Here is a 19,106-nt window from a genome sequence, read left to right on the forward strand (position 1 = left end):
GACTTAAATGCCACATAACAGGCTACACTTCATTCAGGATAATTACCGATGGATTTCTCTTAAGTTGCTACATTTTTGTCATATGCTGTCCACTAAATCGTCATTGATGTGTCACAAAACTCGCGCTTAATGAACGCCAGATAACGAAAGCAACCGAGAGACAGCATCATGGCGCAAGCTCAACTTAAGCTGGCACAGGCTGAATATCCTCAGGCCGGGCAGCAACATCTGAACAAAGTGCTGGACGTGAAAGGCCTGGTGAAATCCTATAAATCAGGTCAGCGTGTTCTTAATGACATCAATTTCGATCTTCACGCCGGTGAATTTGTTGCGGTCATTGGCCGTTCCGGTGCGGGGAAATCGACTCTGCTGCACGTGCTTAACGGCACGATCCCGTTAACCGACGGCAGTGTGGTGTGTCATTACGAAAACGGTGAGCAGCAGGAACTGGCGGGTCTGACCGGCAAAGCGCTGCGTCGCTGGCGTTCGGGCTGCGGCATGATTTTTCAGGACTTTTGCCTGGTTCCGCGTCTGGACGTGTTAACCAACGTGTTGCTGGGGTGCCTGAGCCACACCTCCACGTTTAAATCCTTCTTTAATCAGTTCGATGACGAAGACCGCGCCCGCGCGATTTCCCTGCTGGAATGGTTGCACATGTTGCCGCATGCGCTGCAACGTGCTGAAAACCTCTCAGGGGGTCAGATGCAGCGTGTCGCTATTTGTCGCGCCCTGATGCAAAACCCGAAAATTTTACTGGCCGATGAACCGGTTGCCTCGCTGGATCCTAAAAATACCCTGCGCATCATGAATGCCCTGAAAAAGGTCAGCGAAGAGAACATCGCGGTGATGGTTAACCTGCATTCCGTAGAACTGGTAAAAGATTACTGCACCCGCGTGATCGGCATTGCGAAAGGGCAGATTATCTTTGATGGTCATCCGGATCAGTTAACCGACGGGATCTTGCAGCAGTTATATGGCGAAGAACACGACGTTAATTCCTGATGCTCACGCGTTGTAACGAATGTTTTAATAAATAAATTCCGTATTTTATTTCGGAAATAAATTTTAGCCGTACTTATTTTCACTTTCTCTCAATCTACACAAGGTCATCATTAAATGAAGAAGTTATTACGTCTGGCGGTCTTTGTTGCAGGTTCCCTTACCGCAATGCACAGCATGGCAGAAGATGCGCCTAAAGAATTGAATTTAGGTATCCTGGGTGGTCAGAACGCCACTCAGCAAATCGGCGATAATCAGTGTGTAAAAGATTTCTTCGATAAAGAATTAAATGTGGATACCAAACTGCGGAATTCATCCGATTACTCGGGTGTTATTCAGGGATTATTAGGCAAGAAAGTCGACATGGTATTAAGCATGTCGCCTTCTTCTTTCGCGTCTGTGTATATTAATAACCCGAAAGCGGTAGATCTGGTCGGTATCGTAATCGATGACACCGACAAATCGCGCGGTTATCACTCCGTTGTTGTCGTAAAAGCGGACAGCCCGTACCAGAAACTGTCTGACCTGAAAGGCAAATCATTTGGCTTTGCTGATCCGGATTCCACGTCCGGTTACCTCATTCCGAACCAGACTTTCAAGAAAGAGTTTGGCGGTACGACAGATAACAAATACAACAACTTCTTCTCCAGCGTGACCTTCTCCGGCGGCCACGAGCAGGATATCCTCGGCGTGCTGAACGGGCAGTTTGAAGGCGCGGTAACCTGGGCTTCCATGATTGGCGATCGCGAAACCGGCTATACCTCCGGCGCGTTCAACCGCATGATCCGCATGGACCATCCGGATCTGATGAAGAAAATCCGCATTATCTGGGAATCCCCGTTAATTCCTAACGGCCCGATTCTGGTTCGCAGCGATTTGCCACCGGCATTTAAAGCGAAACTGGTTTCAGCCATTAAGAAACTGGATAAAGACGATCACGCCTGCTTCGTGAAGGCCGTTGGCGGTAAACAACATATCGGCGAAACGTCTCTGGCTGAATATCAGCAGATTATTGATATGAAGCGTGAATTGACGAAGGGTGGCCGTTAATACCCTGACTTCCTCCCCTTTCACGGGGGAGGAATAAAAAAAATCTCCATGTAAACCGGAAATATTATTTTGAATAAAGACTTCAATCGTTATTACCAGAATATACGCGGTAAGCAAAAGCGCGAGGCGCTGATCTGGTCAGGGCTGATGCTGCTGTTATATTTATGGTCTGGCAATGTTTCCGAACTTAATCTGAAAACTATTATTGTTTCAGCTCCCAGCTTTTTTGATTATATCGGCCAGACAGTTCCGGTTCTGCACTGGTCATTATTATTCGCAGACGGACACACCGAAGGTTCTCTGGCTTACTGGGGATACCGTCTCAATATCCAGTTACCGCTGATTTGGGAAACTATTCAGCTGGCATTGTCTTCAACGATTTTGTCTACCGCGCTGGCCGTTGTACTGGCGTTTCTTGCCGCCAGCAATACAGATTCCCCAAAATGGGTGAAATTCAGTATCCGCACGTTTGTGGCTTTCCTGCGAACTATGCCTGAACTGGCCTGGGCCGTGATGTGCGTAATGGCCTTTGGCGTCGGGGCTATTCCGGGCTTTATCGCGCTGACCTTACACACCGTCGGCAGCCTGACAAAATTGTTCTACGAATCTATCGAAACCGCGTCGGACAAACCGGTGCGCGGCCTGAGAGCCTGCGGAGCAGGGCGCTTGCAGCGCATGCGTTTTGCCATGTGGCCACAGGTTAAACCTATCTTTTTGTCCTACAGCTTTATGCGTCTGGAAATTAACTTCCGCCAGTCGACCATCCTCGGCCTGGTGGGCGCGGGCGGGATTGGTCAGGAACTGATGACGTCCATCAAGCTTGACCGCTATGACCAGGTCAGCATGACGTTGCTGCTGATTATTCTGGTGGTTTCCGGGATGGATTATCTGTCGGGTAAATTACGCAAACGCGTGGTGGAGGGCACTTTCTGATGTTAACTGACGCGCTTGAACCTCATGTCATTGCTGGCCTGAAACAGCAGCACGCACATCTGTTTTCCGCGCAGCGTCGTTACCTGCGTTATCTGGCAATTCTGGCTGTCGTGATTGTGTTGTATTACATCTATTTCTTCAGCTATTTCGGTATTCCTTGGAGCGAAGTCGTGCGCGGCACCCGCGAAGTCGGGCGTTATTTCCTGCGCATGTTCGTGTGGCATAACGTTTCCGAATGGCCGTTTATGTACTACTTCTCGCAGATTGCGATCACGCTGGCGATTGTGTTTGCCGGGACGGTCACCGCCTCTTTCCTCGCACTGCCGCTGTCTTTTCTTGCGGCGCGAAATGTGATGTCCACGCCGGTTCTCCGGCCGGTTTCACTGGTGATCCGCCGCATTCTGGACGTACTTCGCGGTCTGGATATGGCGATCTGGGGGCTGATATTTGTCCGCGCTGTTGGCATGGGGCCGCTGGCCGGCGTGCTGGCAATTGTGATGCAGGATTTAGGCTTACTCGGCAAGCTTTACGCTGAAGGCCACGAAGCAGTGGAACGTTCACCCAGCCGCGGCCTGCGTGCGCTGGGCGCATCTCCGCTACAGACGCACCGTTTTGGTATTTTCACGCAGTCTTTCCCGACGTTTCTGGCGCTGTCGCTGTATCAGATTGAATCCAACACCCGTTCTGCTGCCGTTCTCGGTTTTGTGGGCGCGGGCGGTATCGGTCTGGTTTATGCGGAAAATATGCGGTTGTGGAACTGGGATGTGGTGATGTTTATCACGCTGATTCTGGTGGCTATCGTCATGACGATGGACAAGATTTCAGCGATGCTGCGCGCCAAATATATTCTGGGCGAAGAGATTGATCTGTTTGTGCCGGAAGAGCGGAAAATGAAGCCGCCGGTCGAATTGTATAAACCCTGATTCGGACCGCTCTTAAAACTAAAAAGGCGGCATCCACCGGATGCCGCCTTTTGTCATAACCGGGCAGCAAAAAATATTACTCGTCGAAATACCAGTAACCCTGATTCACCAGATCGGTGAACACGGCCATGAACGCCGGATCCTGAACGGCATCGCCCAGCTCTTTTTTACCGATCAGCGTGAAACGGCAAAGTGCATCCGCTGCCTGATATTGCTCGGTTTCCAGCGCTTCACTGTTGACGAAGAAACGGTCGCCGACGTTCAGCACACGCAGACCGCTCAGACGGGTCAGGCTGTCGCCCTGCATCAGCGCATCCACGATTTCGTGCGTTTCATATGGCGGTTCGGCGGGGGCGATGTCCAGCTCATGGCGCGGCGTGGTTGCAAAACGTCCGAACCATTGTCTGAACGCTTCCGGCTGATTGATCAGGTCATGCATCATATTGCGCACGCGATCCAGCTCGTATTCTTCTACTTTGCCCACATGATCGCGCAGCGTTAAATCCGGGTCGCTGTAGTGGTCGCCACCTAAATCATTTTCCAGTGCGTAGTCGGCAAAGCTGCTGATAAAGTCGCGGGTATTCGGGCCACGGAAACCGACGGAATAGTTGAGGGCGGTTTCATGGGTGAAGCCGTCGTGCGGGAAGCCCGGCGGAATGTACAGAATGTCGCCCGGCTCGAGATCTTCATCGATGATCGGCGTAAACGGATCGACATGCAGCAACGCCGGATGCGGGCAGAACTGACGCATCGGCAAAGCATCGCCCACGCGCCAGCGACGGCTGCCCATTCCCTGAATGATAAACACATCGTACTGATCGATATGCGGGCCAACGCCACCGCCGGGCACGGAATAGGAGATCATCAGGTCATCCAGGCGCCAGTCTGGCAGCACGCGGAACGGACGAACCAGTTCAGCCGCAGGCAGATGCCAGTGGTTCACCGCCTGTGCCAGCAACGACCAGCCGGTTTCACCCAGCCCGTCGAAATGCTCAAAAGGACCGTTGCTCGCCTGCCATTCACCATTTTTATGGCTCACCAGACGGCTGTCCACTTCAGGTTCCATCGCAAGGCCGGCTAATTCATCGGGAGTGATCGGATCGACAAAGTTTGTAAATGCTTTTTTTAATACAACAGGTTGTTTCTGCCAGTATTTTTCTAAAAATTCCGGCCAGTCCAGATTGAGTTCATACGCCATGTGATTTACCAGTGGGAAGACAAACGGGCCTGATTATAGAGAGGCTGGCGGGTATGCCGCTTTGTCATTAATCAAGGGATCACAAAAGACTGGCGGAGGGAGGGAATTTCCCTCTCCGGGCGGAGAGGGAAGTGTTACGGGGCGGTGCAAACGGGTATTAAGACTTGGCGGCAAGCACCACCAGTTTTTGGTTCACAAACTCTTTGATCCCCAGATCTGACAGCTCGCGGCCAAAACCGGAGCGTTTTACCCCCCCGAATGGCAGCTCGGCGGCGGTATCCGTTGGTGAGTTAACATATACCATTCCGGTTTCGATCTGGCTCGCCAGCTTACGGGCGCGATTGAGATCGGTCGTGAATACCGAACCGCCGAGGCCGTAGTGCGAGTCGTTGGCCAGTTTCACCAGTTCCTCGTCGTTTTTGACGATATAAACCTGCGCAACCGGGCCGAAAAACTCCTCGAAGTAAGCCGGATTATCACGCGTGATGTGTGTGAGGATCGTTGGCTCGAAGAAGTTGCCCGGATTCCCCGTCACTTTCTTGCCGCCGAAATGCAGTTTTGCACCGTGCTTCACGGCATCGTCTACCTGCTTGCTCAGCGTTTTCACCGCATCGGCTGAAGACAATGGCCCCAGCGTGGTCGATTTATCCAGTGGATCGCCGATTTTCAGTGCCTTGAAGTGTTCAGTGAATTTTTTCAGGAATTCATCGGCCACTTTTTCATGAATGATAAAGCGCTTGGCGGCAGTACAAACCTGCCCGGCGTTGGAAACACGCGCCTGAGCACCGGCTTTGGCGGCGTGATCAATATCGGCATCATCCAGTACCGCGAAGACGTCATTCCCGCCCAGTTCGAGCGTGGATTTTTTCAGTTTCCCGGCTGCGCGCGCCGCCACAATCGCCCCGGCTTTTTCCGAACCGGTCAGTGCGACGCCCTGAACGCGATCGTCATCAATGATCGATGCGACCTGATCCTGAGAAATAAACAGATTGGTATAGGCACCTTTTGGCGCACCGGCTTCAGAAACCAGCTTCTCAAAGGTTTCTGCGCAATGCGGCACGATACTGGCGTGTTTTACCAGCACGCTGTTACCGGACGCGAGATTCGGCGCAAGCACACGCATCAGCTGGTAGAACGGGAAATTCCACGGCTCGACCGCCATGATTACGCCAATCGGATGATGCTCGACCCAGGCTTCGCCGAGGTCAGATTTATACGGCACAGGTTTGAGAAATTCCTCGGCGTTTTCCGCATAGAATTTCGCAATATCGGCGCAAATCTGCACTTCGCCACGGCTCTGACCAATGAGTTTGCCCATCTCTACACTCACCACTTCTGCCAGTTCATCGACACGGGAAGCCATCAGCTCGGACAATTTATGCAGCACTTTGATCCGCTGTTTGATATCTCCCTGTGCCCAGTCGGATTTATAGAGGGCATGCGCGGTGGACAAGGCTTGTTCAACCTGCTTGTCGTTGTGCGTCTGATATTCTTTGATGAGCTTGTTATTAAAAGGATTTATCGTCTGATATGGCATCTGTTGCTCCTTGTTTTGTGGCGCGCCGGATAATGTCATCAGCGCGTTGGAATTGAGGTGCGTTCGATTTACTGCCTTTGGCCTGCTTCTTAACGCTTGTTTCATCTCACTGCCAATAAGCATAGTCGATAAAACGTGAACTCTGTCTCACAGACATCTCATGCAACACATGAGGTTCGGGCTTTTTAGCGGCTTGCGCGCAGGCCTTGCCATCCGCGGGCTACCGCCTGTCTCTAAGAACAATCGCCTTTACTTAACTTTGCGGCGAAAGGGCTTTCGAATTGTTTTCAGCAAGCGATTGATAAATTTACCGCTCACTTTTATGCTGGCTTTCCTTCCTTTTCCGACATTGAGAAACTCATGAAGCTTGATGCGATCCCTTTTTGCACGACTGACTGGAGCGACGTAACGCCGACACAACATCCGGGCGACACTGGTATGGCGCTGTGGCGTACGCAAAAATTTGGCGATATCCGCGTGCGGGTCGTCGAATATTCCGCAGGATACGAGGCCGATCACTGGTGCAGTAAAGGGCATGTGCTGTTTTGCCTGGAAGGGGAATTGCACACGCGCCTGGAAGATGGCCGCACCTTTACCCTCTCACCGGGCATGAGTTATCAGGTGGCGGATAACGCGGAAGCGCACCGTTCCTCAACCCCGGTCGGGGCTAAATTGTTTGTCGTTGATTAGTCGTACACAGAAAAATCGCCGCCAGCGTGAGGCTGGCGACAAGGAGCAGCAGGTGAGTAAATTACGGGTAGGCATCATTTTTGGCGGCAAATCGGCAGAGCACGAAGTGTCATTACAATCAGCAAAAAATATTGTGGATGCCATTGATAAAGAACGCTTTGACGTGACTTTGCTGGGCATCGATAAGAAAGGCGAGTGGCATATTAATGACGCCAGTAACTACCTGATTAATGCTGAAAATCCGTCACTGATTGCCCTCAACCGCTCGAATAATCAGGTCGCGCTCATTCCGGGGCAAACTGAAAATCAGCTGATTGAAACGCACAGTGCCAGCGCATTGTCGCAGGTGGACGTCATCTTCCCGATTGTTCACGGAACGCTGGGCGAAGATGGTTCATTGCAGGGACTGCTGCGCATGGCAAACATTGCGTTCGCCGGTTCCGGCGTGTTGGGGTCGGCTGTCAGCATGGATAAAGATGTGACCAAGCGTCTGCTGCGGGATGCCGGTTTGTCCGTCGCACCCTTTGTCACCCTGACCCGTGCGAATCGCCAGAAATATACGTTTGCTGAAGTCTCTAAGCAGCTCGGCTTACCGCTGTTTATTAAGCCGGCCAATCAGGGTTCTTCCGTCGGCGTCAGCAAAGTGAGCAACGAAGCAGGTTTCCTTACTGCCCTGGAAAAAGCGTTCAGCTTCGACCACAAAGTGCTGGTGGAGTCAGCGATTAAAGGCCGTGAAATCGAATGTGCAGTGCTGGGCAATGATTATCCGCAGGCAAGCGTCTGCGGTGAAGTCATCCTGCACGACGAGTTTTATTCATACGACACCAAGTACATTAATGAAGCCGGCGCATCGATTGCCGTTCCCGCCGATTTGCCGCAGGAGACGCATGACCGCATTCGTGCCATCGCATTGCGGGCATTTCAGGTGCTGGAATGCCGGGGCATGGCGCGCGTCGATGTGTTCCTGACCGAACAGGGTGACGTCGTTATCAACGAAATTAATACGTTGCCGGGCTTTACCAACATCAGCATGTACCCGAAACTCTGGGCGGCCAGCGGCTTAAACTACAGTGATCTGATCACGCGTCTGATCGAACTGGCGCTGGAGCAACACGAGCAGGATAACCAGCTCAAAAGCTCAGCGAACTGATTTGTAAGAGGTGCTGCAAAAGAAAAGCAGGGAGAAATCCCTGTATGGCGGGATCAATTTAAAGGTCTCCTCAAATCGCAGACACGAAAAAGGCGGCAAACGCCGCCTCTTCTGCTTACTGCTGAGGACTCTTATTTGTACAGTTCAGCTGTACCGTACAGGTGGTTGTCACCAGACGCACCGATGATACGGTAAGAACTTGCACCGGCTTCGCTGGCTTTAGCATTCAGTTTGTCCTGCAGGCTGCTCAGGCTGTTACCTGAAGTCGCGCTGACGACACCAATCGCCTGCTGACCAGCCGGAGCGGACTGAACTTCAGTCGCTGCCAGGGTAGAGAATGATGCGGTTGCCAGTGCGATGGCGGCGAGAGTCATAGTAATGTTTTTCATGATGGTTTCCTCAATTCGTTTATTGCGCTTTGCCAGGCGTTGTCATCAACGTTCATTTAATGTGCAAAGCTGTCTTCTGTCCGATACAACATCTAGCTTATTAATCGTTAACTAAATGCCGCTTTACCCTTTTCAAATCGTACTCCGTGCTTATTTATACAGCTCAGCAGTACCGTACAGGTGGTTTTCACCAGAAGCACCGATGATGCGGTATGAACTTGCACCGGCTTCGTTCGCTTTAGCGTTCAGCTTGTTTTGCAGGCTTGACAAATCATTGCTTGAAGAAGCACTTACCACACCGATTGCCTGTTGGCCTTCTGGTGCAGACTGAACTTCAGTCGCAGCCAGAGTTGAGAATGAAGCGGTAGCGAGGGCGATTGCAGCTAATGTCATAGTGATGTTTTTCATGATTTCTTCCTGTTTTAATCTGTTTATCAGCAGGTGGTTTAGGTCAGACGTTATTTGTTAACGTTCGATAATTAAATCTTAGACCTGGATCACATTCTGTGCAACTAAATTATTTATTAATCGTTAACTAATTGTGCGGAACAATCTGCTAACGAATGTCGTTGTGCTTATTTGTACAGCTCAGCAGTACCGTACAGGTGGTTTTCACCAGAAGCACCGATGATGCGGTATGAAGTTGCACCGGCTTCGGTCGCTTTCGCATTCAGTTTTGACTGCAAAGTCGTCAGGTTACCGTTTGAAGAAGCGCTGATAGTCCCGATAGTTTGTGCACCTGCCGGAGCGGACTGAACCTCAGTGGCTGCCAGAGCAGAGAAAGAAGCGGTAGCAAGTGTCAGAGCAGCGATTGTCATTGCGATACTTTTCATGATTTGTATTCCTGTTCGTTAATTTTTTTTGGAGTGACGTTTTCGTCAGCCCCGTTATTCGGTCAACGTTATTTATTACTTAACGTTCGATAAGTAAATGGTAAAGGGTGTTGAGGGTTTGTGCAAGATGTTTTTTTAATGAGCGTTAACTTATTTTGCTGTGACGAACATCACACCAAAGTGCATTGTTGTTTTTGTTTTGTTAAATTTATGTTTTTAAAATGATTCGCCTGACAGATGGAGTTCGGGCTTATCCAATATTGTGCTGAATGAATCTTTAATGATCGCTAAGTTAATGGTTGGTTCCGGCGGGAGAGGGTGTTAAAACTAGGGCCGGCTTAGAAAAAAGATAAGGCAGCAAATGCCGCCTTATCGTTATTCCTGCTCAGACATTCTGTCGTCAGGGCCGGTTTCCTTAGTAGTAAATGGAAGCCGGTTTATGACCTGAAGTCATTGGTGCAGGTGGCTGAGACGGAGAAGTGGAGATTCGGCTCTGCGCGACTTTTTTGTTCGTACAGGTTGCCGGGTTACAGAAGTTACTGTCACCGGTCACATTGACCATCGCCACTTCCTGACTCTGTACTGGCATCATGATAACCTGCTGTGCGGCAACATTGGCAACCGGTACAGCGGTTAATGCCAGAACTGCAAGAAGGATTTTGAAGTTACTCATGATGTTTCGTCCTGGGTATTTTGCTTTTATAAAGCGCTTATAGCTGTGCAGCTTTGCGGGTGTGAGTGATTTTCTTATCGCTCGATAATTAAATGATAAACTCCGCTGGACTTGTGCGCAACTATTTTTAATAATGATCGTTAAGTTATTTCTAAAAACAATTTTTATAACCATTATCACAATGGTGATGGAAGGAGGGTGTATGAGCACTGAACAGACGGCTTTGGTCCGGAAAAGTCGCGGTCGCCCAAAACAGTTCGACCGTGGAACTGCTCTGAGCAAGGCCCTGAATTTATTCTGGCGCCATGGTTACGAGGCCACTTCATTAGCTGATCTGGTCGAAGCAACCGGTGCAAAAGCGCCAACTTTGTATGCCGAATTCGGTAATAAAGAAGGGCTTTTCCGCGCAGCCGTTGAGCACTACGTTAAAAATTTCTACGAAAAAGGACGCTGTCTGCTGAGCAGACCTGATTTGTCCGTGGAACAGGCGATTGACCAGTATTTGCGTGCCATTGCAAACCTGTTTACTGACTGTGATACGCCGAGCGGTTGCTTCATGATCAGCGCATCGTCCGGGATGTCTTCATCTTCCGCGGATATTGCCGAAATGCTGCGTGAGCACCATCTGTCGCAGGAACGGACATTGTTCGAATATTTCGAGAAACAGAAACAAAGCGACAATCTGGCTGCGGTGACGGACAGTGCCCTGCTGGCGAAATACCTCGCCTGTACCATTCAGGGTTTCTCTGTCCAGGCGCGCGATGGCGCAACGGCGGCTGAGCTTAATCGTCTGATCGACGTGGTCATGAACCTGTGGCCGGAACTGACAAAAAACACCGTGCAAATCACTGCTGCGCACTAACGGATGTCTGATTTTCGTCAGTTATTAAGAAAGAGAATAGAACGCCAGGTGCTGAGTATTTCGGGCCTGGCGTTAGGCGGTATAGACTTCGAGAATCCTGCGGGCGATCCGGGGCTGTTTGGCCCTGAAAGCGTAACCTGGCGAATTCACGGAGACTTTTCTTCGATGCTTTGCGGCGGTGTCAGTGCCTTGCTGCTGCAAATGCTTCACCCGCTGGCGCTCGCCGGTGTCTGGGATCACTCCTCATTTCGCGAAGACATGCTCGGCCGCCTGCGCCGCACCAGTCAGTTTATTTCCGGAACGACATTTGCCCCGACCCGTGATGCCACGGCGCTCATCGAAAAAGTAAAATTCATTCATCTGCACGTGACCGGCACCGATGCGCACGGCACGCCTTACGCTGCCAGCGACCCGGATTTACTGGTCTGGGTACACGTCGCGGAAGCGTACAGCTTTCTGCAATCTCATCTGCGTTACCGCAATCCTTCACTCAGTTCAACCGAACAGGACCGCTATTACCAGGAATTCGCCCGCGTGGCAGAAAGCCTCGGGGCGGTGAACGTGCCCGACAGCGTTGCGGCGGTAGAAGCTTATTTGCAGGCCATGCGGCCTCAGTTGCGCTGCGATGAAAGAACGCAGGAAGTTGTGCGGTTATTGCGTAATGCGCCTGCGCCAAGCCGTCTGGCTAAACCGGTCGGCAGCCTGATGATTCAGGCCGGTATCGAGCTCTTGCCCGGCTGGGCGGCGGAACAACTGGGGATTTCCCTTTCCCCGGTTAAGCGTAAAACGATTCGTTTTGGCACCCGCCGCATCGCAGGCATCCTGCGCTGGGCGGTCAGAAACGGCTCATGGCATCGCGCGATGCGCCGCATGGGCCGCTTACCTTCCTGAATTTATAAATGCGGATAAACGCCCGGTCCGATCGGTAAACCCAGCAGATACCAGCCGACCAGCATCAGCAGCCACACCACGAAAAATACAATCGGGTACGGCAGCACCAGCGAATAGTAGGTGCCGAGTTTCGCCTCTTTGTAGTATCGCTGGAGGAATCCGAGGAACAGCGGTACAAACGGCGACATCGGAGCCAGCGGGATCACTGAGGAATCCGCGACGCGGAACACGATCTGCGCGAATGCCGGATGGAAGCCCAGCAGCATAAACATCGGTACGAAAATCGGTGCCAGAATCGACCAGATCGCCGAGCCGCTGGCGATAAACATACACAGCAATGCCGACAGGAAAATCAGCCCGAGGAACGCCGGAATACCGGTCATACCGAGATTTTCCAGCACATCCGTCAGCCCGATCGCCATAAATTTTCCCATATTGCTCCAGTTGAAAAACGCCACAAACTGGGAGAGCGGGAACACCATCACGATAAAACCGGCCATAGACTTCATCGGATCAACCAGCAAATCCGGCACATCGCTGGCGCTGCGGATTTGCTTCGTCACCATGCCGTAAGGCACCGAAATCACGAAGAAGAACAAAATGATCAGCGGTACGATGCCCTGAATAAACGGAGACGGGATGATGCCGCCGGTTTTCGGATTGCGCAGCGGTGCGGCTTCCGGAACCACCAGCAGCGCGACCAGCCCGATGAACACCAGCGCCGCAATCCCGCTCGCCATCAGGCCGCGGTTCTGTTCCAGCGTCAGCTTCTTCATCTCTTCGTTACGTTCGCCGCGATAAACCGGCAGACGCGGTTCGACAAATTTGTCGGTCAGAATGGCCCCGACAATCGTCAGTAAAATCACTGACGCAGCCATGAAATACCAGTTATCGATAACGCTGACCTGAACCGCCGGATTAATCGCTTTTGCCGCTTCGGTACTCAGCCCGGAAAGCAGCACGTCCGTGGTCACAATCAGCAGATTTGCCGTAAAGCCGCAGCCCACACCGGCAATCGCCGCCAGCAAACCGGCCACCGGATGACGCCCGACAGCCAGGAAAATCAGTGCGCCCAGCGGCGGCATCACCACCAGTGCGGCGTCGGACGAAATGTGGCTGAAGAAGGCGATAAAGATCACCATATAGCTGGCATAACGGGCGTTCACTTTCGACGCCATTTTATACATCAGGCTTTGCAGCAGCCCGACGCGCTCCGCCAGACCTGCGCCGATCACCAGCGCCAGAATCGAGCCGAGCGGGGTGAATCCGCTGAAATTCTTAATCACGTTCGGCAAAATCCACTGGATACCTTCCACGCTCAGCAGATTTTTAACGTGGATAACTTCGCCGTTACTCGGATTTACCGCCGTAATATTCAGCCACGAAATCACTGCGCTGGCGACCATCAGAATGGCAATCAAATAAACAAATAACAAAAACGGATTGGGAATTTTATTACCTACACGTTCTACCCACTGGAGAAAACCTCCCGGGCTCTGGCCGGAGTCTTGTGCTTCAATACTCATCTCTTAACCCTCTGTCGTGTTTGATTTTTTTATATTTATGCCGCCCGTCTCTGCCGGAACGGGGCATGAGCGGGCGGTTTACTCGTCGTGATTTATCTGAGTGGCGAAGGTTTTACGCCCGCCGGGATAGGGCAGTGATACGGACGGTGTTCGCGCAGGACGTCCCGCTCTTTCAGGCATGCCGCGAGTAAATCAGGCTTCGTGAACAGCTCGATGGCCGTGGAGGACATCACTTTTGCCGCCAGACACATGCCTTTGTGTGCGATTGATGTGCGCCCCTGCGATACTATCTGCCAGGTGTGCAGCGGCGAACCGACCGCAAAGCACGGGCTGAAACACTGAGCGGTCGGCACCAGCCAGCTGACATCCCCGACGTCGGTGGAGCCGTAGAGAATATTGCTGTTCGGTGCATAAGGCGCAACGGCGTCGGTCAGGGGTGACGTGCGCAGCGTTTCGGCAAATGCCATCCCTTCTGCGCCGCTGGTGCGGGAGATGTTCAGCAGATTGTTATCGATATCCTGTTCCGTCAGCGTGGCGCGAATTGACGCCGCAAACGCCTGTTCTTCATCCGTGTACTGCGGTGCGCCAAATGCTTTAACGTACTGATACATCGCGTTTTCCAGCGTGCGGTTCGGCACGTAATTGGAACAGGCTTTATCAAAACGCATCGACATCGTAGTGCCGGTCATCAGCGCCGCGCCTTTGGCGATATCTACCACGCGGTCGAAAATCCCCTGCGCCTGATCCATCTGCGGTGCGCGAACCAGGTACAACACTTCCGCATCGGCCTGCACCACGTTCGGCGAGATACCGCCCGCATTGGTGATGGCGTAATGCAGCCGCGCTTCCTGAATAATGTGCTCACGCAGGAAGTTGGAGCCGGTGTTCATCAGCGTCACGGCGTCCAGCGCACTGCGGCCCAGATGTGGCGCAGCAGCGGCGTGTGAGGACACGCCTTTGAAGCTGAACGACGCCTGAATATTGGCCAGCGTCTGGTTGCTGAACATGCCGCTGTAAGTTTCCGGATGCCACGTCAGCGCGGCATCGACGTCACCAAACAGGCCTTCGCGGGCCATAAACGTTTTGCCGGAACCGCCTTCTTCGCCCGGACAGCCGTAAAACCGCACCGTGCCCTGAATCTTTTCGCGTTCCATCCAGGCTTTTACCGCCAGCGCGCCACCGAGCGCCGCCGTCCCGAGCAAATTATGCCCGCAGCCGTGGCCGTTACCGTTTTCGATCAGCGGTTGCGCGGTGTTGCATCCGGCTTTCTGGCTCAGCCCGGCCAGTGCGTCGAATTCGCCGAGCAGGGCGATCACCGGTTTGCCACTGCCGAAGCTGGCGATGAACGCCGTTTCCATGCCACCGACGCCGCGCTCAACCGTAAATCCGCTGGCTTCCAGTTTGTCTGCCAGCAATGCTGAAGAGAACGATTCGGCGAAACGGGTTTCCGGATGATCCCAGATAGCGTCGCTGATTTCCGCCAGCGCCGGTTGCTGGTTATCGATAAAATCGCTGATGAAATTGACAATCTTTTGCTGAGCAGCCATCAGTTTTCCCCTTTGAATTCAGCGATATTCAGCGCCAGTGCGGCCAGCGTTTTGATGCCCTGCATCATCACTTTTTCATCGAAATCAAATAGCTCGTTGTGATGCCCTGCGCTCAGGTCAGTGCCGAAAATCACGTAAGAGGCTTCGCCGCCGCGCGCTTTCACACGTTCCATCATGTACGTCGCGTCTTCAGATCCCGCCGCGCCTTCCTGACGGTCAATAATCTCTGCAAATTCACCCAGTTTTTCCGCCTGCTGATGGATGTAATTGACCCACGCCGCCGTCGGTTTACTGCTTTGCGCCGCGCCCATCAGTTTGATGTCGAATTTCACCTGATGCATTTCGGCCGCGCCGGAAATCACTTTCAGCGCCTGCTGATAAATGAATTCGTTGACCTCATTAGTGGAACCGCGCGTTTCGACTTTCATCATGGCGGAAGAGGCGACTACGTTGCGGCCAGTGCCTGCCTGCAATACGCCGACGTTGACCCGTGAACTGCCGCCGCTGTGGCGGGGAATAGCGTGTAAACCGAGCGTGGCCTGCGCCGCTGCCAGCAGGGCGTTGCGGCCTTCTTCCGGTTTGCCACCGGCATGCGACGCCACGCCGGTGAAGCGCACGTCGAGTTTGGTGGTCGCCATGAACGTGTCGTTGCCGCAGACAATATGATTGGCCGGAACGCCGGTGCCGATATGGACGGCGGTGAAGTAATCGACGTCATCGACCACGCCTGCCGCGACCATGGATTTCGCGCCGCGCGTGCCTTCTTCCGCAGGCTGGAAAATCAGTTTGATCGTGCCGCAAAGCTTATCGCGCGCCTGCATCAGCACTTCCGCCAGGCCTAAACCGATCGTGGTGTGCCCGTCGTGGCCGCAGGCGTGCATCATGCCGTGATTGGCAGAAGCAAATCCTTCGCGGAACGGGCGGTGCGCCTCATCGAGCACCTCGTTTAAATCCAGCGCATCCATGTCGACGCGAAATCCCATCACCGGGCCGGGACGTCCGGTTTCCAGCGTGGCAACAATGCCGGTGAAACCGCCGGAAAAATGCGGCATCCAGCGGGCAATTGCGCCCTGTTCCAGCGCGCGTTGCTCGTGTTCGGCCAGCACGGCGGCAGAAGGCAAACCCATGCGCGAATCCGCATCGATAACGTCTTTGCCCAGTTTCAGCGCATACCCGAGTTTCTCCAGCCGGTCGGCCACCAGCGTGGACGTACGAAATTCCAGCCAGCCGGATTCGGCATATTTATGCAGGTCACGACGTTGTGTTTGCAGGGCAGGGAACAGCTGTTCAACGTGTTCAGAAATCTCATTAACCATCACGGACTCTCTTTTTTACAGACATGCAGGCTTTCTGCCAAAAGCAGAAAGGAGGAAATCTTGTTTGGGGGGAGTGCGCGCCGGAGCACGAAAACTGGCACAACAAACCCAGACCGGCAGGCGCGAAGCGCAAACCAGTAACCCGTAATTTGTTGCCGTTTGGAGGAAAAATCCGCAGGAAAAGGCCCGGCGGAAGGGACTGCATCGCGGCATTTTTGCCGTCGTATCGGTCAGCGTTTTATGACGAACGTCTGCCTTATGTGTTTTTCAATGTACACAAAGCGATCAGGGCATATAAGATGCCAAAATCTTCTTAGTGATAATCAGGGGTTATCAAAGAATCTCATGCCATCACAAATAAAAATGCATCAGCTGCGGGCGTTTGTGTCAGTGGCACGACAGGGCAGCATTCGCGCTGCCAGCCGTCTGCTCAATCTTTCCCAGCCTGCGCTCACCAAATCGATTAAAGAGCTGGAAGAAGGACTGGGCGCGAGATTATTTGTCCGCCGCCGTCAGGGCGTGACGCTAACCGATTGTGGTGACGCGTTTTTTAAACGCGCGAGCCTGATTCTCGAAGAGCTGCGGGTGGCGCAGGAAGACATCGCCCAGCGCCTCGGCGGAACCAGCGGCAGGGTGAATATCGGTGTCGGTGCCAGCATTGCGCGCACCATAATGCCTGAGGTGATCGACCGTTTTCACCGGGAATTCCCCAATGTGAAAGTGCGTATCGCAGAAGGCCAGCTGGTGTCGATGATCCCTGAACTGCGTCAGGGCGAGCTGGATTTTACCGTAAACACCTATTATCAGGGTCCCTTTGATAACGAACTGTTATACGAAAAGCTGATGGATAAAGAGTACCGCGTGGTCGCCAGACGCGGACACCCGATGCAAAACGCGCGTTCGATGAAAGAATTGCTTCACTGCGACTGGACCATGCCGACGCCGCGCGGAAGCTATTACAAACTGCTCAGTGAAGTGTTTAGCGAGATGGACGCGGAACCGAATATCAGCGTGATTTGCGAGACGTTTATGTCCTGCACCAGCCTGATTGCCAAAACGGATTTTCTCAGTGTGTTATCCGTGGATGTGATTAACGATCCGGTGATCGGCCAGAGCCTGGTGGCACTCGATTTGGATCTGCCGTTGCCGACCGCGACGTTCTATCTCATTCAGCGGCGTGACACCACGCTGACGCCGATGGCGGCACATCTGGCACAACTGTTCCGACTTTATTGCCGGTAATCAATTCTGCCGGTAACAAACCGCATTCGCGTAAAAAGCGCGTGTTTTGATGATTTATCGGGGATTTTTGGGAATATTGCCCGTTATCGGGCTGGCTTATCCGTTCTACACTGACCATCACAGGGAATAATAAGCTTCCTAATATTGCCGAGGTCATATGCGCCAGTCCGACATTGTTGCTGAAGTCAGTAACGACAAACAAACCCTGACCGCGCTGGTCGAACAGGACAACCGCGTGGTGTATTTCTACATTTTCGCCCGGGAAGATCTGCGTGACCGCTTTCCGAAAATGCGTGCCTGCTGGGTGCGTAATCTGGTGCCTGCGCCTTTGCACGATGACACCGCCGCCACCGAACAGGGCATCGCGCCGCTGCTGGCCGCGCCTTATTGCCGCAATCTGGAAGGCGAAGCGCCGCTGGATCCGTCGCAGATTCAGATCCTGTGGAACGAAAGCGATGACGGCGCGGCGTTGTGGTATCAGGGTTTGCTGCTGGCGGTGATCCCCGGCTGGAGTTTGTATATCGATCACTCGGTGTGTTATTCCGCCGGGTGCATCGCGCAGAACCCGCTGACCTTCCCGCTGGGGTCTGCCTCGACCAATACGCAGTGTGAGCTGGCAGAAAAAACCCGTCTTTTCTGGCGTGACTGGCAAAATGAATTCAGCAATCCGTGGCCGAAAATCCAGCGAAAACTGCTCGAATCCTACGAAGATCGCTTTGGCCCTTCGCTGAAATATTACCTGATTAACCAGGGCAGCTGGCCTCCGATGGCGATTTCCCAGCACGAAGACGATGAGAATTATTACTTCTTCACCGTCGGTATGAGTATCCGCCCGATGCCGCAAATCGACATCATTTTCAACGATGAAGCCGAAAAGCATCGCCGCATTGAACTGGCGTTTTCCGTCGGGAAAGAGTACGTGACCGAAGAAAACGCCGTGCAGATGGCGAGCGCGCTGTCCGGTTATGCGCAAATCCCGTGGACCACGCTTAGCTGGCTCGGCGAAGGCCACACGCTGATGTCTCCGATGGCACCTCTGGGCTTCGAAGGCCACGTCATTTCCTCCGCACTGTGCGGACCGGCCGATAAAATGGACCTGCCTGAGATTTACGGCGACCCGGTGAATCAGTTCTGGGTCAGCCCGATATTTACCAGTGAACTGGAATACGCAAAAGGAAAACCGAACGGTGGATTTGAACTGGTCGCCGCGATGATCGAGAATGGAATCGGGTTTGTGTTTGCGCCGAGGAGTGCGGTGATGTGATGTCACTCTCTCAGTTTTCTAACAGAGATGAGTAAGAATACCGATCTGCTCCCTCCCCTGCGAAGGGGAGGGTTGGGGTGGGG

At 52.9% G+C, this 19,106-nt stretch carries 19 protein-coding genes; 10 read left to right on the forward strand and 9 right to left on the reverse strand.

Annotated elements, in window-relative coordinates:
• Window positions 1-168: 168 nt before the first annotated feature.
• The 4 genes from phnC (at window position 169) to phnE (J1782_RS09215) (ending at window position 3,905) form a co-directional block, all read left to right on the forward strand.
• Window positions 169-1,002, forward strand: coding sequence for a phosphonate ABC transporter ATP-binding protein (gene phnC / locus J1782_RS09200; RefSeq protein ID WP_217152992.1), 834 nt, complete (start codon window positions 169-171; stop codon window positions 1,000-1,002).
• A 114-nt stretch (window positions 1,003-1,116) separates the two neighbouring features.
• On the forward strand, window positions 1,117-2,049 hold the full coding sequence (phnD, locus tag J1782_RS09205; RefSeq protein ID WP_015698041.1) for a phosphonate ABC transporter substrate-binding protein: 933 nt from the start codon (window positions 1,117-1,119) through the stop codon (window positions 2,047-2,049).
• Window positions 2,050-2,118: 69 nt separating this feature from the next.
• The gene (gene phnE / locus J1782_RS09210; RefSeq protein WP_152325506.1) at window positions 2,119-2,982 is read left to right on the forward strand and encodes a phosphonate ABC transporter, permease protein PhnE; all 864 of its coding nucleotides are present in this window, start codon (window positions 2,119-2,121) and stop codon (window positions 2,980-2,982) included.
• On the forward strand, window positions 2,982-3,905 hold the full coding sequence (phnE, locus tag J1782_RS09215) for a phosphonate ABC transporter, permease protein PhnE (protein WP_208951630.1): 924 nt from the start codon (window positions 2,982-2,984) through the stop codon (window positions 3,903-3,905). Before phnE (J1782_RS09210) ends, phnE (J1782_RS09215) begins: the two co-directional genes overlap by 1 nt.
• Before the next feature lie 76 nt (window positions 3,906-3,981).
• Here the strand turns inward: phnE (J1782_RS09215) and J1782_RS09220 are convergent, their stop codons facing one another.
• Complete coding sequence (locus tag J1782_RS09220) at window positions 3,982-5,103, reverse strand: cupin domain-containing protein (RefSeq protein WP_152325508.1); 1,122 nt, start codon at window positions 5,101-5,103, stop codon at window positions 3,982-3,984.
• 157 nt (window positions 5,104-5,260) lie between these two features.
• Window positions 5,261-6,640 carry an NAD-dependent succinate-semialdehyde dehydrogenase gene (locus J1782_RS09225; protein ID WP_152325509.1) on the reverse strand — a complete coding sequence of 460 codons (1,380 nt, stop codon included), beginning with the start codon at window positions 6,638-6,640 and terminating at the stop codon, window positions 5,261-5,263.
• Window positions 6,641-7,000: 360 nt separating this feature from the next.
• Here J1782_RS09225 and J1782_RS09230 point away from each other — a divergent pair, with 360 nt between their 5' ends.
• Both J1782_RS09230 and ddlA read left to right on the forward strand, forming a co-directional pair.
• Window positions 7,001-7,330 carry a DHCW motif cupin fold protein gene (locus tag J1782_RS09230; RefSeq protein WP_165059534.1) on the forward strand — a complete coding sequence of 110 codons (330 nt, stop codon included), beginning with the start codon at window positions 7,001-7,003 and terminating at the stop codon, window positions 7,328-7,330.
• Between the two features lie 52 nt (window positions 7,331-7,382).
• The gene (ddlA, locus tag J1782_RS09235) at window positions 7,383-8,480 is read left to right on the forward strand and encodes a D-alanine--D-alanine ligase (protein ID WP_217152993.1); all 1,098 of its coding nucleotides are present in this window, start codon (window positions 7,383-7,385) and stop codon (window positions 8,478-8,480) included.
• Window positions 8,481-8,611: 131 nt separating this feature from the next.
• Here the strand turns inward: ddlA and J1782_RS09240 are convergent, their stop codons facing one another.
• From J1782_RS09240 to J1782_RS09255, 4 genes are all read right to left on the reverse strand, one after another.
• A complete protein-coding gene (locus J1782_RS09240; protein WP_152325512.1) occupies window positions 8,612-8,869 on the reverse strand; it encodes a DUF1471 domain-containing protein in 258 nt (85 codons plus the stop codon).
• 150 nt (window positions 8,870-9,019) lie between these two features.
• The gene (locus J1782_RS09245; protein ID WP_013576350.1) at window positions 9,020-9,277 is read right to left on the reverse strand and encodes a YdgH/BhsA/McbA-like domain containing protein; all 258 of its coding nucleotides are present in this window, start codon (window positions 9,275-9,277) and stop codon (window positions 9,020-9,022) included.
• Between the two features lie 167 nt (window positions 9,278-9,444).
• On the reverse strand, window positions 9,445-9,702 hold the full coding sequence (locus tag J1782_RS09250) for a YdgH/BhsA/McbA-like domain containing protein (protein ID WP_217152994.1): 258 nt from the start codon (window positions 9,700-9,702) through the stop codon (window positions 9,445-9,447).
• Window positions 9,703-10,117: 415 nt separating this feature from the next.
• Window positions 10,118-10,375 carry a hypothetical protein gene (locus J1782_RS09255; protein ID WP_152325514.1) on the reverse strand — a complete coding sequence of 86 codons (258 nt, stop codon included), beginning with the start codon at window positions 10,373-10,375 and terminating at the stop codon, window positions 10,118-10,120.
• Between the two features lie 202 nt (window positions 10,376-10,577).
• Between J1782_RS09255 and J1782_RS09260 the strand changes: the two genes are divergently transcribed.
• On the forward strand, window positions 10,578-11,237 hold the full coding sequence (locus tag J1782_RS09260; RefSeq protein WP_165059540.1) for a TetR/AcrR family transcriptional regulator: 660 nt from the start codon (window positions 10,578-10,580) through the stop codon (window positions 11,235-11,237).
• A gap of 3 nt (window positions 11,238-11,240) precedes the next feature.
• Window positions 11,241-12,128 carry an oxygenase MpaB family protein gene (locus J1782_RS09265; protein ID WP_165059541.1) on the forward strand — a complete coding sequence of 296 codons (888 nt, stop codon included), beginning with the start codon at window positions 11,241-11,243 and terminating at the stop codon, window positions 12,126-12,128.
• 2 nt (window positions 12,129-12,130) lie between these two features.
• Here the strand turns inward: J1782_RS09265 and abgT are convergent, their stop codons facing one another.
• The 3 genes from abgT to J1782_RS09280 all read right to left on the reverse strand — a co-directional run bounded on the left by abgT (window position 12,131) and on the right by J1782_RS09280 (window position 16,517).
• Window positions 12,131-13,654, reverse strand: coding sequence for a p-aminobenzoyl-glutamate transporter (gene abgT / locus J1782_RS09270; RefSeq protein ID WP_217152995.1), 1,524 nt, complete (start codon window positions 13,652-13,654; stop codon window positions 12,131-12,133).
• A 92-nt stretch (window positions 13,655-13,746) separates the two neighbouring features.
• The gene (locus J1782_RS09275) at window positions 13,747-15,201 is read right to left on the reverse strand and encodes a M20 family metallopeptidase (RefSeq protein ID WP_254303021.1); all 1,455 of its coding nucleotides are present in this window, start codon (window positions 15,199-15,201) and stop codon (window positions 13,747-13,749) included.
• Entirely contained in the window at window positions 15,201-16,517 is a 1,317-nt protein-coding gene (locus J1782_RS09280) for an amidohydrolase (RefSeq protein ID WP_165059547.1), read from the reverse strand. The genes J1782_RS09275 and J1782_RS09280 overlap by 1 nt, the downstream gene beginning before the upstream one ends.
• Before the next feature lie 345 nt (window positions 16,518-16,862).
• Here J1782_RS09280 and J1782_RS09285 point away from each other — a divergent pair, with 345 nt between their 5' ends.
• The gene (locus J1782_RS09285) at window positions 16,863-17,759 is read left to right on the forward strand and encodes a LysR family transcriptional regulator (RefSeq protein WP_152325520.1); all 897 of its coding nucleotides are present in this window, start codon (window positions 16,863-16,865) and stop codon (window positions 17,757-17,759) included.
• A 157-nt stretch (window positions 17,760-17,916) separates the two neighbouring features.
• On the forward strand, window positions 17,917-19,023 hold the full coding sequence (locus J1782_RS09290) for a suppressor of fused domain protein (protein WP_152325521.1): 1,107 nt from the start codon (window positions 17,917-17,919) through the stop codon (window positions 19,021-19,023).
• The last annotated feature ends 83 nt before the right edge of the window (window positions 19,024-19,106 follow it).

Origin of the sequence: Rahnella sp. BCC 1045 (assembly GCF_019049615.1) — a bacterium.
Classification (GTDB): domain Bacteria; phylum Pseudomonadota; class Gammaproteobacteria; order Enterobacterales; family Enterobacteriaceae; genus Rahnella; species Rahnella contaminans.